This is a genomic window from Tenacibaculum sp. 1B UA (assembly GCF_033978845.1).
Taxonomy (GTDB): Bacteria; Bacteroidota; Bacteroidia; order Flavobacteriales; family Flavobacteriaceae; genus Polaribacter.
In genome coordinates this window covers 66,301-83,384 of the sequence record NZ_JAKVUA010000012.1, presented here as the reverse complement: position 1 = coordinate 83,384, position 17,084 = coordinate 66,301, and the positions used below count along the sequence as shown (strand labels likewise).

Below are 17,084 nucleotides of genomic sequence, written 5' to 3'. Positions count from 1 at the left end.
TTTATTCTTTTATTAATTTTAGTATTGATTTATATATTTTTTCTCCTACATTATCTCCATACAGTGACTCTTTAAAGTCTTTTGACAGGGCTAAGAACTGTTGAAAATGAGTTTCTATTTTTTCTGAATTAGCCCCTGTTATAGCAGCATAACCGTTATCCACTAATTCTTTCCATTCTGTTTCTTCTCTTACTATTACGCAAAATTTCTTATTAAAGAAAGCCTCTTTTTGCAATCCTCCACTATCAGTTACAACAAGAGCGCAGTTTTTTAACAGTTCTAACATAGAAAAGTAACCTACAGGTTCTATAAAAGTTATATTGGGCTTTAACTTGTACTTTTCTAGCGTTTTTTTTGTTCTAGGATGTAGTGGTAATACCACTTTTTTTGAAGTACTAATTTTTTCAAGAGCATCAAAAATACTAGTTAACTTCTCCTTATAATCAGTGTTTTCTTGACGATGAATTGTTGCTAACACAAATTCGTTTTTAATCAAACCTAAATCTTTTATAATAGTTGATTTCTCCTCTGACACCTTACTATAAAACTCCACAGCATCTTTCATTATATCACCATGTTTTTCTATCAAAATATCAAAGCTATCAAATCCTTCATTTTTTAAATTTGATACTGCTATTTCTGTTGGACAACTTAATAAATTTGCTATCCTATCTGTTAAAATACGGTTTATTTCTTCTGGCATTTGCATATTAAATGAACGTAAGCCAGCTTCAACATGTACTACTTTTATATGAAGTTTTTTGGCGGCCAAAGTACCTGCCAACGTCGAATTTGTATCTCCATATACAACAACGACATCCGGGTTTTCTACTAGTAAAATCTCTTCAATTTTCTCTAGCATTTGCCCCGTCATCGCTCCATGATTTAACCCGTTAATATTTAAATTATACTTAGGCTTGGGGATTTGCATTTCTTCAAAAAAAACAGCACTCATGTTAGTATCAAAATGCTGACCTGTATGTACTATTATTTCTTCTACCTCATTGTGTTTCTGAATCACTCTACTTAATACAGCTCCTTTTATAAACTGTGGACGTGCTCCTAATATGGTTACTATTTTTTTCAAGAATTAACGACTTGTTTTAATATAATAGATAATTTTTCTGTTAACTTTTTTCGATGATAGTGCTCTATATTTTTAGAATTAACCTCTAAAACTCCTTTCTTATACTGATTATAAAGAAGCTTAATTTCTTTTTTTATTTTTACTACATCATCAAAATCAACAATAGTTCCTGAGTTAGTTTTAACAAGGATTTCTGCTAAATCACCATCTTCTGGACCTACCGCTAAGATAGGGCGTTTTGCCTGTAAATATTCAAAAATTTTACCTGTTATAATTCCCTTAGCACTTGGTACTTTATTTACAGCTAACAACAAAACTTGCGAAGTTTTTTGGTGTTGTTGTACTTCTTTATGCGGAACATATGCAATTTTTGTAATATTTTTAAACTCGTATACTCCCAAAGCTTTTTCAACTTCTTCTGCTACTTTTCCTATTAGTTTAATTTCTAAGTCTTCTGTAAACTCTTTATCCTCTTTACATAATTCTGACAATGCTCTCCATAAAATTTTTGGATTTCTATCAGCATTCATCAAACCTATATGTGTTATTGAAAACTTTTCATCAAGAATAACATTCTCTTTATTATTCTCTTCAGAGTCAAAGCCATTAGTTATAACGTGAATATTCTTTGAAAATTTTTGATAGTTCTTTTTCATTGTCTCCCCTACCACCAAACTTGCGTTAGCATACCTTAGTACTTCTTGCTCTAACTGATGATGTTTAGCTTTAGCCTTTTCCGTTAGAGGTAGTTGATGAAAATAATCAATATCTGTCCAAGGATCACGAAAATCTGCAATCCACTTCAATCCTAGTTCTTTTTTAAGCTGTAACCCGATTAAGTGTAAGCTATGTGGTGGTCCGGTAGTTATAATAGCATCAATAGTATTTTCTTTTAAATATTTTTTCAGCTTATTAACTGAAGGTTTTACCCAAAATTTTCTTGCATCAGGAATGAAATAATTAGCTCGAACATATTGCATTACCTGACCTATTAAACTCGGGTTAAGATCTAAAAAACCAGCACTTGTTTTTGTCTCACTTTTTTTTAAAATTGAAAAAATATTGTTAGGTTCTCGTATAGTACTTTTAACCACCTCTATACCTTCAGGTATATCTTTTTCTAAAGAAGTATCTATAATTGGGTAATTTGCTCCATCTACTGTATAAATGACTGGTTCTATGCCAAAATCACGTAAGTACTTTACAAATTTCAACCAGCGTTGTACCCCAGAGCCTCCTGCAGGCACCCAATAATATGTTATTATAAGTGCTCTCAAACTACAAATTGTTATATGTGTTTATTAACTCTTCTGATGTCTTATCCCAAGTAAACTGATTTCTAACAAAAGTTGCTCCATTTTTTCCTAGTTTATCTCTAAGAGTTGCATCATTATATAAGGTTAAAACTTTCTTACTAAAATCTTCTACATTTTTTTCCTCATGCACTAGTCCTGCTTTTATCTTTTCTATTAATTTTTTTTGTGCAATTGCATTACTTACCAACAAAGGTTTTTCTAAACTCATGTATTGAAACAATTTATTAGCATAGGCAACATCGTGCTGTATGTTTCTGTGTAGTGGCGATATACAAATACTGCTAGCTTTAATATAAGAAGGAAATAATAAAACGTTTTGCCAACCTTCAAAACTAACATATTTTTCTATTTGTAATTCTGTAACTTTTTTCTTTAGTTTAATATCTGTTGTATTTTTTCCTACTATTACTAACTTTATTGTAGGAATTATATTTTTAAGTTTGCTTACAGAGGTTATAGCTGTTAACAATCCTCTTCTTAAATGTGTATCTCCTAAATAAAGAATTACAAAATTATCTTTAAACTTTTTGATTATTTTGTTTTCAAGTTTATACGATTCATAAAACGACTTTCTAATTGTATTTGGTACTAAAACAACTTTTTCTTCCGGTACTTTTGTTCTTTGAATTACTTCATTGATAAACTCTTGCGATACTGTTATAACTTTGTCTGCTCTTTTTATAAATTCTTCTTCTTTCTTTTTCCATCTTTTTGGAGAAATCAAGTATTTTCCAGGAAACTTTTGTAAATGCGGATAAAACTTCATTACCTCTGGCATGTTATCGTGTAAATCTAAAACAATTGGTAACTGAAACTTTTTATTCGCTAAAAAAGCTGCTTCAGCTATTCTAATATCATGAATATGTATAGCTTCAATGGTATTTTTATATAAAAAACATGTAAGCTTTCTTTTCATTAATAAAGAATAAAAAGGAAAAGTGTAAGCTAATGCTGATAATTTATATTCTATTTTATTTGATTTATATCGTTTTATATTTATTGTGTTAATAATCTCTTGTGAAGGTTCATCTTTATAATTTAAACAAAATAAAAAAACCTCATGTCCCGATTTTATTAACTCTATTGCTTCATTTTCTACACGTGGATCGGGTGGAAAAACCTTATCCAAAATCATTCCTATTCTCATACACTGCTTATATAACAACAAATGTAACTCAATATATCTTAAACAAAAAAAGAGAATCGAAGGTCTCTTTTTTTTATCTTTTCATAACCTTTGTTTATCCTTCTTTACAACAAACATCAGCTATTTACTCTCCTACAAAAGTATAGTTACAGTCATTTATAAAAAACTTTTATATTGACGCTTTGCAAAAAGTATAACACCTTCAGCTTATAAAAAATCTTGATAACTAACTACCCTAACTATTTTTATTTTTTTGCGATACTGCTAACCAACCTAAGGGCACTAAAACTAATAAACCATAGCAAAGTAGCGACACCAAACTTCCTGTTTTAATTATTGCAGGCTCATATTTAAAAGTTATGGTGTGTTTACCTACAGGAACATTGAGTCCTCTTAATATATAATTTACTCTATAATACGGAACATTCTCTCCATCAATATAAGCTTTCCATCCATCTTTATAATATATTTCTGAAAATACAGCAAATTGATTTGAACTTGTATTTGATTCATACACCAATTCAGTAAGATCTTTCTTTTTTATAGAAATAGTAGCTGTTGAATCTTTTTCAAACGCATCAACTCCTACTTTAAACTCCTTTGAGTTTATAACTGCTTCCGTTTTTGTTCTCAGGCTATCTAATGCTATAATTTCTTCATTTGCAGAATCAACTTCTTTTAAAGAAGTTACAAACCATGCATTTCCATTAGCTTCGGGATTTTCCTGAAACTGCTCATCACTAATAATAAAGTACTTGGTGTTTAACATATTTAGTACTTCCATGTTATTTTTAGCTATTTGATAATCAAACAACTCTTGATAACGTTTCATTTTGGCAGCATGATACCCTCCTATCGAATTGTGGAAATAAGAAGTTCTACCATCTTGCATAGGACTTACGCTAAAATTAACAACTCTGTAATATCCTTTATCCTTTAAAATTTCTACATCAGCCTTTGTTGCTGTAAATGGTTTTTGCACTCTTCTAGCTGAAGTGAAATCTTCCTTGTTAACATAATTAGTATCTATAGAGACTAAATCAAAAATTATCAATCCTCCCAATACCATTAACACAGATACTTGCTTCAATTTTCCTTTCAAATAAAACCACAACATTCCTGCAACAGCTAAAACCAATAAAAGAGAACGTAAACTATCGTTAAACAACATTGATTTTCTATCTGTAATTAAAGCGTCAATTATCCCTGGTAACTGCTTTTCAATTCCCATATACTGCGCATCTCGTAATCCTTCAAAAGCAAATAAACTAGAACCAAACAGTACGAATAATAAAGAAATACCTCCAATAATGTAAAAAGCTTTCTTTAGTGCATTTTCTTTTTCTTCGGAAGAATTTTTTGAAGAGAAAAATTCTTTTAATGCCAGAATCCCTAACAATGGAACACATAGTTCTGCAATTACCTGAATAGACGAAACCGCTCTAAACTTATTATACAACGGAACATAGTCGATAAAGAAGTTCGTTATTATAGAGAAATTTTTTCCCCAACTTAATACGATGGAAAAAATAGTAGCTGCAACCAACCAATATTTTAATCGTCCTTTTACTAGGAAAACTCCTAAAAAGAATAAGAAAAAAACTATCGCACCAATATAAGCTGGGGCTTCAACAATAGGTTGCTTTCCCCAATAGGTTAACACTTGACTAGAATAGTCTTTTGCGACACTTCTACCCGCATTTTGCTCTAAAACTTGATAAAAGTTTGAATCCTCTCCTAACTCTTCAACAGTCCCTCCACCCATAAAACGAGGAATCATCAAGTTAAATGTTTCGGCTATTCCATAGCTATATTCAGTTATATACTCCTTATCTAATCCAGAAGATTTTTCTTTAGGCATCCCATCAGGAGTAATTGTTAACTCCGATTTACCTCTCGTACTATAATCTGCATATTCTTTCATTGCTAACAGTCTGGTAGAATTAGCTCCAACACCAATTAACATTGCTGCAACCAAAATAGCTGATTGTTTAAGGAACACAGGTAATGTTCTCGATTTGAAAGCTTCAACACATTCAACAATTACCAAAATCAACAAACAAAACCCTAAATAATAAGTCATTTGCGGGTGATTAGAGTAAATCTCTAAAGCCATTGCCAAAGCTGTTAGAACAAACCCTAATAGGTAACGTTTTCTGAAAATATAAATAACTCCTGCAATCACCATTGGCATATAACCTATAGCATGTGCTTTCGCATTGTGTCCTGCTCCAAAAATAATTATCAAATAGGTAGAAAACCCAAAGGATAAACTACCTAAAATAGCTAGCTTCCAATCTACTTTTAAAGCTGTTAACAGTACAAAAAAACTTAAAAAGTATAAGAAAAGATAATCTGCAGGTCTAGGTAAAAACCGAATAACCCTATCAATATAACGTACAAAATCATTCGGATAATAAGCACTTACCTGATATGCTGGCATTCCACTAAAAGCATTATCTAACCAATAAGGCTCTTCTCCTTTTTCTGCTCTATACTCTTTTACATCTTTTGACATTCCTATAAATTGGGTAATGTCACTTTGTTTAATTTGTTTTCCGCTTAAAACCGGATTAAAATACAATACAGATGCTATTGCAAAAACAATAATTGCTATTGCAAACGGTAAAAATTTCTTTAAGTTCATGGTTAGTCTATTTCTTCATAGTCAACGTACTCGCCAACAGAATTATTACTTTCTTTCGAATTATTTGGCTTTTTATCAATAACAGTTTTCCCTACTTCAACATCAGATGCTTGTTGTTGGTTTCTATACTGTTGCTCAGCTTTCTTTTGTACTTTGTCTACTGCTTTTTTTATTAGGTATGGTGCAAAAAGTTTCGCTAAAAACTTTATAACGTAATAAACTAACAGAATAATTAATATGGTCTTTAAAAAATTCACAGGTCCAGCTTCATTTAAATATGTCATCTTTTTCTTAAAATAAAAAAATCAATCAAAAATAACAATTTGAAGCAAAAGGAAGCGTTAAGAGTTTACAAAACTTATATTATATAGGTAATTGTATTTTTACGTATGTTTGTACAACCCAAAAATTTGGATTTATTATATATGATTAAGAAACTTCTTATCCTTTTTGTTTTTTGTTCTATTTTAACTGCTAACGCGCAGTATACACCTGTTATAAATTCAAATAGACCAGGTTTTTCTGAGAGTCCATACAGTGTTGGTTCGGGTGTTTATCAGTTTGAAACAAGTCTGTTTTATAGAAAAATGAATGCTACGCCAACTTTTAGCAATCCAGAAGCTTTAGGTTTAAACCTATTTTTTAGAACTAGTTTTTTTTCTGAAAAACTAGAGTTTAATGTAAATACTTCTTTACAAAGAGATAAAATAGCTTTTAAAAATATTTTTGAATCATCATATAATAAAACAGGATTGAGTCAATTCAGTTTAGGTGCAAAATACATGATTTATGCTCCTAAATATGATGATAAAAGTAAAGAAATAAGAAGCTGGAAAGCTAGACACTCTTTTGACTGGAAGCGATGGATACCACACATTGGTATTTCAGCAGGTATAAATGTTGGTAGTTTTTTAACTGATTATCACGAAAGAGGTGGTTTTAGCCCTAAAGTCGGTATTTTACTTCAAAATGAATTTTCAGACAAATTAAATGTTGTTACCAATCTTCATTATGATTATATTGGTACTGACTTTTCTCAACTTTCCTATATTGTAACTGGTACCTACAATTTTAATGACTACTGGTCTGGTTTTGCTGAAATACAAGGCATTTTTGAAGAATATGAGAAAAAAACTAATATAGGGGCTGGTGCTGCCTATCTTTTTAGTGAAAACTTACAATTTAACGCATCATTAAGAGCTAACTTACAACAAGATGAAATTGGAATTTATAGCTCCTTAGGTGTATCCTATAGAATTAATAGACATAAAGACGATTTTGTTGAAATAGATGAATTTGGAAACAAAATTGAAAAAGAAAAGCCTGTTAAATATGACGAGAATAAAAATTTCTTTGGTCGAATGTTTAGTAAAGCAGGTAAATTATTCTCTAAAAAGGAAAAACGAAAAGTTGATCTGGATACAGAATCTAGCGATGGTGAGCTTTTAAATGAAAAACCTAAAAGAGAACGTCAAGGGTCTTTAGTTGACATGATTATTAAAGAAGACAAAAAACAAAAGAAAAAAACAGCCAAAGAAGAAAAAAAGGCTGCTAAAAAAGCTAAAAAGAATGCCGAAAAAGAAGCTAAACGTAAAGAAAAAGAACGCTTAAAGCTTGAAAAGAAGATTAAAAAAGAGGAAGAAAAAGAAGCCAAGCGTAAAGAAAAGGAGCGTTTAAAACTTGAAAAAGAGATAAAAAAATTAGAAGAAGAAATCAAAAAAGAAGAGCAACAAGAGAAAGAAAAGGAAAAAGAAAAGGAGGATAATTAAAAGTCCTTAAATTTGCAAAATGATTCAAATTAAAGAAATAACAACCAAAAAGGGAATGAAACAATTTGTTAAGTTTCCTTTTTCTCTTTATAAAAATAATAAGTATTGGGTTCCTCCTATTATTAAGGATGAAATAGAAAGTTTTGACAAAAATAAAAACCCTGTTTTTGAATATGCCAATGCTCGCTTTTTCTTAGCCTTAAAAGACAATGAAATAGTTGGTAGAATTGTAGCTATTATAAATTCTTATGAAGTAGAAAAACAACATATAAAAAAAATACGTTTTGGTTGGTTTGATATTATTGATGATATAGAAGTATCTAAAGCCTTGTTAAATAAAGTTGCAGAAATAGGGCGCGAAAACAACTTAAAATATATAGAAGGTCCTGTTGGTTTTAACAACCTAGATAAAACTGGTGTTCTTATTAAGGGGTTTGATTATATGGGAACAATGATTACCTGGTACAATCACCCATACTACGCTAAACATTTGGAGCAATTAGGCTTTACTAAAGAAAAAGAATATATTGAAAGTATATTCTCTTTTAGTAATGTTGATATTAAAAAATATAGAAAGGCAAGCAATATTATTCAAAGAAGATATAACTTAACTCCTTTGAACTTTACGTCCACAGATAAGATTATGCCTTATGTTGACGAAATGTTTGACTTGTTTAGTAAAACTTACTCTAAACTATCAACTTATGTCCCCATATCAAATGCTCAGATAGCTTATTTTAAAAAGAAATATATAAGCTTTATAAACCCTGAGTATATAAAATTTGTTGTTGACGAAAATCATAAACTAGTAGCTTTTGCTATTGTGATGCCTTCTTTTTCTAAAGCTTTGCAAAAAGCTAAAGGAAAACTTTTTCCTTTTGGAATTTTCCACTTGTTGAATGCAAGAAAAAACTCTAAAGATGTTACTTTTTATTTAATTGGCGTTGACCCTGAATATCAAAATAAAGGAGTAACAGCTATTATATTTGAACAATTCCACCCTGTATTCTCAGCTAGAGGAATTCAAAACTGTATTAGAACCCCAGAGCTTGAAGAAAACCAAGCAATCCATCAAATCTGGAAAGATTTTGACCCAAAAATTCATAAAAGAAGGAGAACATACAAACTCGATTTATAATGCAGCTTTTTTATAATCCAAATTTATTAATCACTTCAAAAGAAATTACTTTCAATAAAGATGAAAGTCGCCATATAATTCGTGTTTTACGAAAAAAGGAAGGAGATATATTACACATTACTAACGGAGGTGGAATTCTTTTCTTTGCCGAAGTAATTATTGGAAATGACAAAAAATGTGTTGCTAAAATTATTAAGTCTGAAAAAAGAACTCATACTAGAGATTATTATTTACACGTAGCCATAGCACCAACAAAAAATAACGATCGTTTAGAGTGGTTTTTAGAAAAAGCTACAGAAATAGGTATTGATGAAATAACCCCTATTATTTGTAAAAACTCTGAAAGAAAAGTTGTAAAAATTGATCGTTTACAAAGAGTTATACAATCTGCAATGAAACAATCACTACAATTTACATTACCTAAACTTAACCCTCCAATAAATTTTTCTGATTTTATAAAGAATGATTTTTCAGAAGAAGTTTTCATAGCACATTGTGAAAAAAGTATTGAAAAGAAGTTTTTAAAAAATATTGCTTCTCCTAAATCAAAATACACAATTCTCATTGGTCCCGAAGGAGATTTTTCACTCGATGAAATTCAGCAGTCTTTAAACAAAGAATTCATTCCTATTTCTTTAGGAGAAAATAGACTCAGAACTGAAACTGCTGGTTTAAATGTAGTACAGAGTATAGCTTACTTACATCAATAATTCATTTTTTGTATATTTAGCTGCTCTTAAAGTTTTTTATTTTGACTACAGCAGATTTTTTTAATCTCTTTTTGTTAATTAGTGCCGTTCACGGTTTCGCTTTTAGTATTATACTTTTCTGTTCAAAAAATGGACGAGAAAAAAGTATGATATATTTAAACCTTTTAATATTAGCTATCTCATTAAACAACATACAATCTTGGGCTTTAGAAAGAGAATTATTTCAACATAAGTTTGCCCTAGACTATGTACAAGTGCCTTGGCACTTTTTAGCGATGCCCTTTTTATATATGTTTTTAATTCATTATTTAAATATTGCTAAGAGATCCTATAAAATATTAAAAATAATTATTCCACTTTTCTTAATTCTAGTTGCAAGTCAAATTAGTTTTGTTCTTTATTATAGTGATTCAGCTTCTAGAGAATATTTAAATTTTATTTACGAACGATACACTTCTATAGAAGAAATTTTTAGTTTAGCTACTTCATTAAGTATTTTTATGTACTCTTTTTACATATTATATAAAAAAGAAAAACTGTTTCCTAAAATTCTATCCTTTGACAATCTTAGATGGATTTATACATTCTTTATATTAACTTCTATAGGATATGCTCTTTGGATTTTAGCTTTATTTATTAAAGTAAAAATGAATTTTACTGGTTTTTTATTTTCTTACTACCCTTTAAGAGTTTATACTACTATATTAATTTATTGGTTAGGTTATCAGGGACTAAAACAAATCCGTCTATTAAAAGAACGTAAGAGAATTAGAGAATCTCTTCTAATTGATTTAAACGGTGATTTTAGTATTGATACAATTAATTTAAATATCGAAAAAAACTTCTCTGAAAACCAAGTTGAAAGACAAAAAGAACAATTTATAGAAATAGATAAGTTTATTAGATCTAAAAAGAAATACTTATTAAACAAATACACACTACAAGACCTATCTGAAGATACAGAACTAAGCTCTAGTACACTTTCTCTTATTATAAACAATATTGCTAGAAAATCTTTTACCGATTATTTAAACGAAATGAGAATTGATTTAGCTAAAACTCTTTTATTAGATCCAGACTATACTAATTATACAATAACTTCTATAGGCTTAGAGTCTGGTTTTAATTCTAAATCTACATTTTATACTGTCTTTAAAAAACATACAGGACACACTCCTGTAGAGTTTAAAAACTCATCATTAGCTATTTTAAGTTAAAATTTACTTTTATTTTACAAAAAGACAGTTCGAAAACGTCCAAAATGGATGTTTCCGAACCCCTATCTCCTCATTCCAAAGTATATTTACTTGTTGAAATTAAAAAATTAATAATTGAAAATAGTTGAAGGGGTTTTCAATTGATAATTAAGATTTCTAGAAAATTATTGAGAGTACTTATTCTCAATACGAAAAAGGAAAAGCTATAGCTATTAAAAACACCAATATTAATATTGGTGTTTTTTACTTTTCATAAGCCTAACACAACCTATATATAATTTTCACTAACTATGCTTTTTACAAAAAATTAGTTTTAAAACACCTTTTTAGATGTAATTGAACTGGGTATATAAAAGCATACAATACATTTATCACATAAATAAAAATGCTTTTCTAAAAAATTGGGGAATTTTCGGAATAAAGCTTAATTTATTTTTTTAAGGGAAAAAACACCAACAAGTTTGTTGGTGTTTTTTATTATTGTTTTTACTATATTGCTTTTAAATTTAAGTTAATTAATGAAGAACCTCACCCTGTTTTTTTTCTTTCTACTAAATCTCAATACTTTTTCTCAAGAAATAGCAATTATACAATATAAAGGTGGTGGTGATTGGTATGCTAATCCTACGGCTTTACCTAACCTTGTAAAGTTTGCCAACCAGAACACGAAAACTCAGATTAACAAAAACATACAAAGTATTACGCTTGATGATGAGTCAATTCTTAACTACCCAATTGTTTTCATTACTGGGCATGGTAATATTTTATTTACAAACGATGAAATTTTAACACTAAGAAACTACCTTATTTCTGGAGGTTTTTTACATATATCTGATAATTATGGTCTTGACAAGTACGTCCGAAGAGAACTAAAAAAAGTTTTCCCTGAACTACAGCTTCAAGAAATACCAAACAATCATCCTATTTATCATCAAGCTTTTTCCTTTCCTAAAGGATTACCAAAAATTCACGAACACGATAAAAAACCTCCTCAAGGCTTTGGTTTATTTTACGAAGGAAGGCTCGTGGTTTTTTATGATTACGAAAGTGATTTAAGTGATGGATGGGAGGATACTGCTGTACACAACAATCCTAAAAAAACTAGACTAAAAGCATTACAAATGGGTGCTAATATAATAGAATATGCTTTTAAACATTAATACTTTCCAAATTGACAGTATCAAAATTAATTTTGATACTGAGGCCTTGTGGATGCTTAACATTGCCCTTGCTATAATTATGTTTGGTATTGCGCTAGACATTAAAATAGATGACTTTAAAAGGCTTATTAAAAAACCTAAAATTTTATTTGTTGGACTTTTATCTCAGTTTATTTTACTTCCTCTTTTAACCTTTATACTTATTAACATTATTAACCCTTACCCTAGTTTTGCTTTAGGCATGATGATGATTGCTGCTTGTCCAGGAGGAAATGTTTCTAACTTTTTTAGTAAAATGGCAAAAGGTAATGCTGCGCTATCGGTAAGTTTAACAGCTTTTTCAACTCTAATTTGTTTAATTATGACTCCTTTAAATTTGCAATTATGGGGAAGTTTATATGAACCTACAAACGAAATTATTAAAAGTGTTTCTTTAAACCCTTTTAAACTTTTTAAATTAGTACTTCTCATTTTAGGAATTCCAATAGTACTAGGAATGTTGGTTAATCATTATCATCATGAAATGGCTAAAAAAATAAATAAAATCTTACGTCCATTTTCTATTTTATTTTTTCTTTTATTAATTGTAATAGCTCTGTATGATAATGCAGATGTTTTTAAAAACTACATACATTTAGTATTGTTTCTCGTAATATTTCATAACATTTATGCGTTTGCAATAGGTTATATAACAGCTAAATCTTTTAAGTTAAATAAAAAAGACTGTAAAACCATTTCTATGGAAACAGGAATCCAAAACGGTGGCTTAGGATTACTTCTTATTTTTAGCTTTTTTGACGGTTTAGGAGGAATGGCTCTTCTTGCAGCATTTTGGGGCGTCTGGGATATTTTTTCAGGTATGATGTTAGCTACTTATTGGGGAAGAAATAAATAATAAATGAAAACACTGATATACTACTTTTTTAAACTTTTTGTAAAAACCGGCTTATTCTTTTATTCTAAAAAAATAATAATTGTTGGATCTGAACATATACCAAAAAAAGAAGCTGTAATTTTCACAGCTAATCATCCTAACGGATTGATTGATCCTTTACTTATAGCTACCCATATAAAAAGAAGAACAAACTTTTTAGTGCGTGCAGCTGTATTTAACAACCCTACAATAGCTAAGTTTTTTAATTTACTTGGAATGATGCCTATTTACCGTATTAGAGACGGTGTACAACAACTTAGTAAAAATGAAGAAATTTTTAACAAATGTCAGTTACTTTTAAAAAAAAATAAAACCTTACTAATCTTTCCTGAAGGAACTCATAAAAAAGACAGAGCTATTAGACCTTTGAGTAAAGGATTTACAAGAATTATTTTTAAAACTTTAGATAGTTTCCCTGACACTAAAATTAATATTGTTCCCGTAGGAATTACATATCAAAATGTATCTAACTATCCTTCAAAAACTGCCATACATTTCGGTTCTCCTATTCTAGCTAATGATTATTATGATGAACAAAATATAAATCAATCAGTAAAGAACATAAAAGAGCTTGTTTCAAATCAGTTAGAAAATTTGAGTGTTCATATAGAACAAAATGACGATTATAAAACTACTTTATCTAACTTAAATAATGCTCAAGTTGATTTCACCAAAGTCAATCAAATAAACGCTCATATAAGAAATAAAAAAACACTTACACAAAAAAAACGTAGTATTAACTACGCTCTTCCTTTCTTATTATTAATTATTTTAAATAGTTTAGTTCCGTATTTAATTTGGAAGCTTTTAAGTAAAAAAGTGGACGAAATAGAGTTTATAGACACCTTTAGATTTGGTGTAAACGCTATTTTATTTCCTTCCTTTTATTCTATCCAAAGCTGGATTATATATTTATATTTTGGTTGGAAATTAACTTTAGTATACTTTTTAGCTTCTCTTTTTCTTATTCTATTATATACTAAACTATCACCTACTCCACCATCAAAATAGCATCTTGAATATCTTGCTGAATTTTGGTACGTATGTTACTTTTTACTAAACCATAGTTTCTCATTGTTGGATAAATCCTGTTTGATAAAAAGACATACACAACACCTGTTGCTGGGTCTGCCCAAGTATAAGTTCCTGTAAAGCCACTATGTCCAAAGCTTACATCTGACACACAACCACAAGTAGCCTTCACTTTAGGGTTTAATTGTGGTTTATCAAAACCTAATCCTCTTCGTACTCTTTTATTTTCATAATAGCGTTTATTAAACTTATGTACTGTTTCAGGCTCTAAATACTTATTTCCTCCATAAGAACCATCCTGTAAAAACATTTGCATAATTTTAGCTACATCATTTGCGTTTGCAAATAAACCTGCATGTCCCCCTACTCCTCCAAGCATTGCTGCTCCCATATCATGAACATAACCATGAACTAACTGATGCCTGTAATAATTATCTCTTTCTGTAGGAACAATTTCATCTTTTGTAAATTTATTCAAAGGTAAGTAAGTCATTCTATCTGCTCCAATAGACTGATAAAAGTGTTCATCTACCAGTTTATTTAAAGGTCTTTTATATTTACTTTCTATAATTTCTTTAAAAATATAGTACCCTAAATCGCTATACTTATACCCCACTCTTTTTCGTTGCTCTGAATCAACTATTTGCTTATAAATTGAATCTTTATACTCCTTAGCTAGATATAAGTTGTTAGCAACTTTTATACTAAACTTTGGTGTACGTTTTTTTCTATAAAACTGTGTAGAGTTTTTCCTTGTTATACTATCTTTCGTATGTAAATAAAACGGAATCCAAGCTCGTAAACGCCCATAATGGGATAGTAATTCTTTTAATAGTAAAGTATCTTTATTCGATTTACTATACCTTGGTAATACATCTCCTAAATTTGAAAACAAACTAATTTTTCTCTCCTCCTCAGCTTTCATTATCATAGGTAACGAGGCTAAAATTTTAGTTAAAGAAGCTAAATCATAAATATCTGAATTCTTAACTGGCTTTTTTTTTACTAAGGTATGATAGCCAAAACTTCTATTGTAGATTACTTTTCCATCTTTGGCTACTAAGATTTGCCCTCCAGGAGCCATCTTTTCTTGTAAAATCGTATCAATTCTTTTATCAATAATTGAAAGTTTTTCTGATGAAACTCCTGCTTCTTCAGGGATTGTATACTGCAGCACATCTAAACCCTCTACAAATAATCCATCACCAACTTTAAATTCATTTTTTATAGATACTGGTAGCTTCCCTTTTAAGTCAAAAGCACCAAAAAGTGCTTGTGCAGAAAGTTCTTGAGCTAACTTACTATTCTGATACGACATTACTAATCCTTCTATGTTAGTAAAAGAAGGCACTTGAAGTAAACTATAAGGACTTGCAAAAACATTTAAAATAACTTTATTGTTTCTAGCTATTTCTTGCAACCATGTAAGGTCTTTACTAGAAAACCTGTAACTTTTCCATGGGTTCTTATTCGATTTATGAAACCCTACAACTACAAGGTTATACTTTTCTAGCTTCTTTGTTAGTACACTTAAATGTTTATCAGAAACCTTATCTACTTTCGTATAATTTGTTAGCATTTCATAAAAGTCTGACCCACTATCATTTCCTAGAGAAACATAAGCCACTTTCTTTTCTTTAAGGTTTTTAATTGGTAAAATAGCTTCTTGATTTTTTAAAATCGTGATAGAGTTCTTTATCAATTTACGGTGTAAAACCTCATCATAAGGACTATTTATATCTTTAGAAACATTTTCTGTTTCAATAGGTTTGTACTTGTTTAATCCAACTAAGTATTTTGCTTTTAAAATCTTTTTTACTGAATTGTTTATACGTGCTTCCGACAGCTTTCCTTCTACAATTGCTTTTTTTATCAAGCTTATTGAACCTGGCACATCTTGAGGAATTAATAATATATCATTTCCCGCCAAAATTGCTGCCAAATCTATTTCTGCAGGTGTTGAATAGTTTGCTGCTCCTTTCATATTTAAACCATCCGTAACAACCAACCCTTTATAGCCTAACTGATTTTGTAATAGATTAGTTACTACACTTTTTGATAATGATGATGGTAATTTTGGATTGGTTTCTAAAGCTGGAATGCTTAAATGTGCTGTCATAACACTCCCTACTCCTGCTTCAAATATTTTTTTAAACGGGTACAACTCTATCGAGTCTAATCGTTGTTCTCCAAAATTAATTGTTGGTAATGTGTGATGTGAATCTGCTTCGGTATCTCCGTGCCCTGGAAAGTGCTTTGCGTTTGCTAATACACCTTCTCCTTGCATTCCTTTTGTAAACGCTATAGCTTTTTCGGCAACATTTTCTTTACTTTCTCCGAAAGAGCGATTTCCTATGATAGGATTCTTAGGATTAGTATTTACATCTACTACTGGAGCAAAATTCATATGAATTCCTACACGTTTACAATGCTCTCCAATTCTTTTTCCTACCTCTTGCAACAATAAAGTGTCTTTTATAGCTCCTAAAGTCATATTCCAAGGAAAACGGTATGTGTTTTTTAAACGCATATCCAAACCCCATTCACCATCAAAACCAACCATTAAAGGGATCTTTGCTAATTCTTGATACTTATTATTTAAAACTACTTGTTTATCGGGTGTTCCTTGCATAAAAATAATGTTTCCTACATGATACTTCGTTACCATATTTGAAATAAAATTTTCGTGCTTTTTATCTTTATTTGAATATGCTTGTATCATAAATAATTGTCCTATTTTTTCATCAATAGACATATTTTTCATAATACTATCTACCCATATATTTTGCGTTATAGAGTCTTTGGCTAACAAAGGGTCTACTTGCTGGGCTTGAATTATTTGTACAAAAACAAACGTTAATAACGTAACTATTTTTCCCTTCATATATCTTACTTCTTTATAAGCTTTACAGTTTTTTGTAAAGTTT

Annotated in this window: 13 protein-coding genes; 7 read left to right on the top strand and 6 right to left on the bottom strand. The window is 29.8% G+C overall.

All coding sequences use genetic code 11. The annotated features are described in order from the left end of the window. Window position 1 precedes the first annotated feature (1 nt). The 5 genes from wecB to MK851_RS10540 form a co-directional block, all read right to left on the bottom strand. Window positions 2–1,087, bottom strand: a complete 1,086-nt coding sequence (wecB, locus tag MK851_RS10560; protein ID WP_320243756.1) for a non-hydrolyzing UDP-N-acetylglucosamine 2-epimerase — start codon at window positions 1,085–1,087, stop codon at window positions 2–4. Further along, window positions 1,084–2,364 (bottom strand): glycosyltransferase, encoded by a 1,281-nt coding sequence (locus tag MK851_RS10555; protein WP_320243754.1) that lies wholly within the window; start codon window positions 2,362–2,364, stop codon window positions 1,084–1,086. The genes wecB and MK851_RS10555 overlap by 4 nt, the downstream gene beginning before the upstream one ends. Before the next feature lies 1 nt (window position 2,365). Next, window positions 2,366–3,550, bottom strand: a complete 1,185-nt coding sequence (locus tag MK851_RS10550; protein WP_320243752.1) for a glycosyltransferase family 4 protein — start codon at window positions 3,548–3,550, stop codon at window positions 2,366–2,368. Window positions 3,551–3,785: 235 nt separating this feature from the next. Beyond that, window positions 3,786–6,197 carry a YfhO family protein gene (locus MK851_RS10545; protein WP_320243750.1) on the bottom strand — a complete coding sequence of 804 codons (2,412 nt, stop codon included), beginning with the start codon at window positions 6,195–6,197 and terminating at the stop codon, window positions 3,786–3,788. 2 nt (window positions 6,198–6,199) lie between these two features. Then, complete coding sequence (locus MK851_RS10540) at window positions 6,200–6,481, bottom strand: DUF4834 family protein (RefSeq protein ID WP_303508915.1); 282 nt, start codon at window positions 6,479–6,481, stop codon at window positions 6,200–6,202. Window positions 6,482–6,622: 141 nt separating this feature from the next. On the opposite strand from MK851_RS10540, the gene MK851_RS10535 reads away from it, so the two are divergent. The 7 genes from MK851_RS10535 to MK851_RS10505 all read left to right on the top strand — a co-directional run bounded on the left by MK851_RS10535 (window position 6,623) and on the right by MK851_RS10505 (window position 14,136). Beyond that, a complete protein-coding gene (locus tag MK851_RS10535; protein WP_320243748.1) occupies window positions 6,623–7,966 on the top strand; it encodes a transporter in 1,344 nt (447 codons plus the stop codon). 19 nt (window positions 7,967–7,985) lie between these two features. Beyond that, window positions 7,986–9,104: a GTP cyclohydrolase gene (locus MK851_RS10530; RefSeq protein WP_303508909.1), complete on the top strand. Its 1,119-nt coding sequence runs from the start codon at window positions 7,986–7,988 to the stop codon at window positions 9,102–9,104. Further along, window positions 9,104–9,814 (top strand): 16S rRNA (uracil(1498)-N(3))-methyltransferase, encoded by a 711-nt coding sequence (locus MK851_RS10525; protein WP_303508907.1) that lies wholly within the window; start codon window positions 9,104–9,106, stop codon window positions 9,812–9,814. The genes MK851_RS10530 and MK851_RS10525 overlap by 1 nt, the downstream gene beginning before the upstream one ends. A gap of 146 nt (window positions 9,815–9,960) precedes the next feature. Continuing rightward, window positions 9,961–11,031: an AraC family transcriptional regulator gene (locus tag MK851_RS10520; RefSeq protein WP_320243745.1), complete on the top strand. Its 1,071-nt coding sequence runs from the start codon at window positions 9,961–9,963 to the stop codon at window positions 11,029–11,031. 518 nt (window positions 11,032–11,549) lie between these two features. Beyond that, entirely contained in the window at window positions 11,550–12,191 is a 642-nt protein-coding gene (locus MK851_RS10515; RefSeq protein WP_320243743.1) for a DUF4159 domain-containing protein, read from the top strand. Further along, window positions 12,175–13,086, top strand: coding sequence for a bile acid:sodium symporter family protein (locus MK851_RS10510; protein ID WP_320243741.1), 912 nt, complete (start codon window positions 12,175–12,177; stop codon window positions 13,084–13,086). The genes MK851_RS10515 and MK851_RS10510 overlap by 17 nt, the downstream gene beginning before the upstream one ends. Window positions 13,087–13,089: 3 nt before the next feature. Further along, a complete protein-coding gene (locus tag MK851_RS10505; RefSeq protein ID WP_320243740.1) occupies window positions 13,090–14,136 on the top strand; it encodes a 1-acyl-sn-glycerol-3-phosphate acyltransferase in 1,047 nt (348 codons plus the stop codon). Here the strand turns inward: MK851_RS10505 and MK851_RS10500 are convergent. After that, window positions 14,117–17,041: a glycoside hydrolase family 3 N-terminal domain-containing protein gene (locus tag MK851_RS10500; RefSeq protein ID WP_320243738.1), complete on the bottom strand. Its 2,925-nt coding sequence runs from the start codon at window positions 17,039–17,041 to the stop codon at window positions 14,117–14,119. The two genes, MK851_RS10505 and MK851_RS10500, sit on opposite strands and share 20 nt — an antisense overlap. Window positions 17,042–17,084 lie beyond the last annotated feature (43 nt).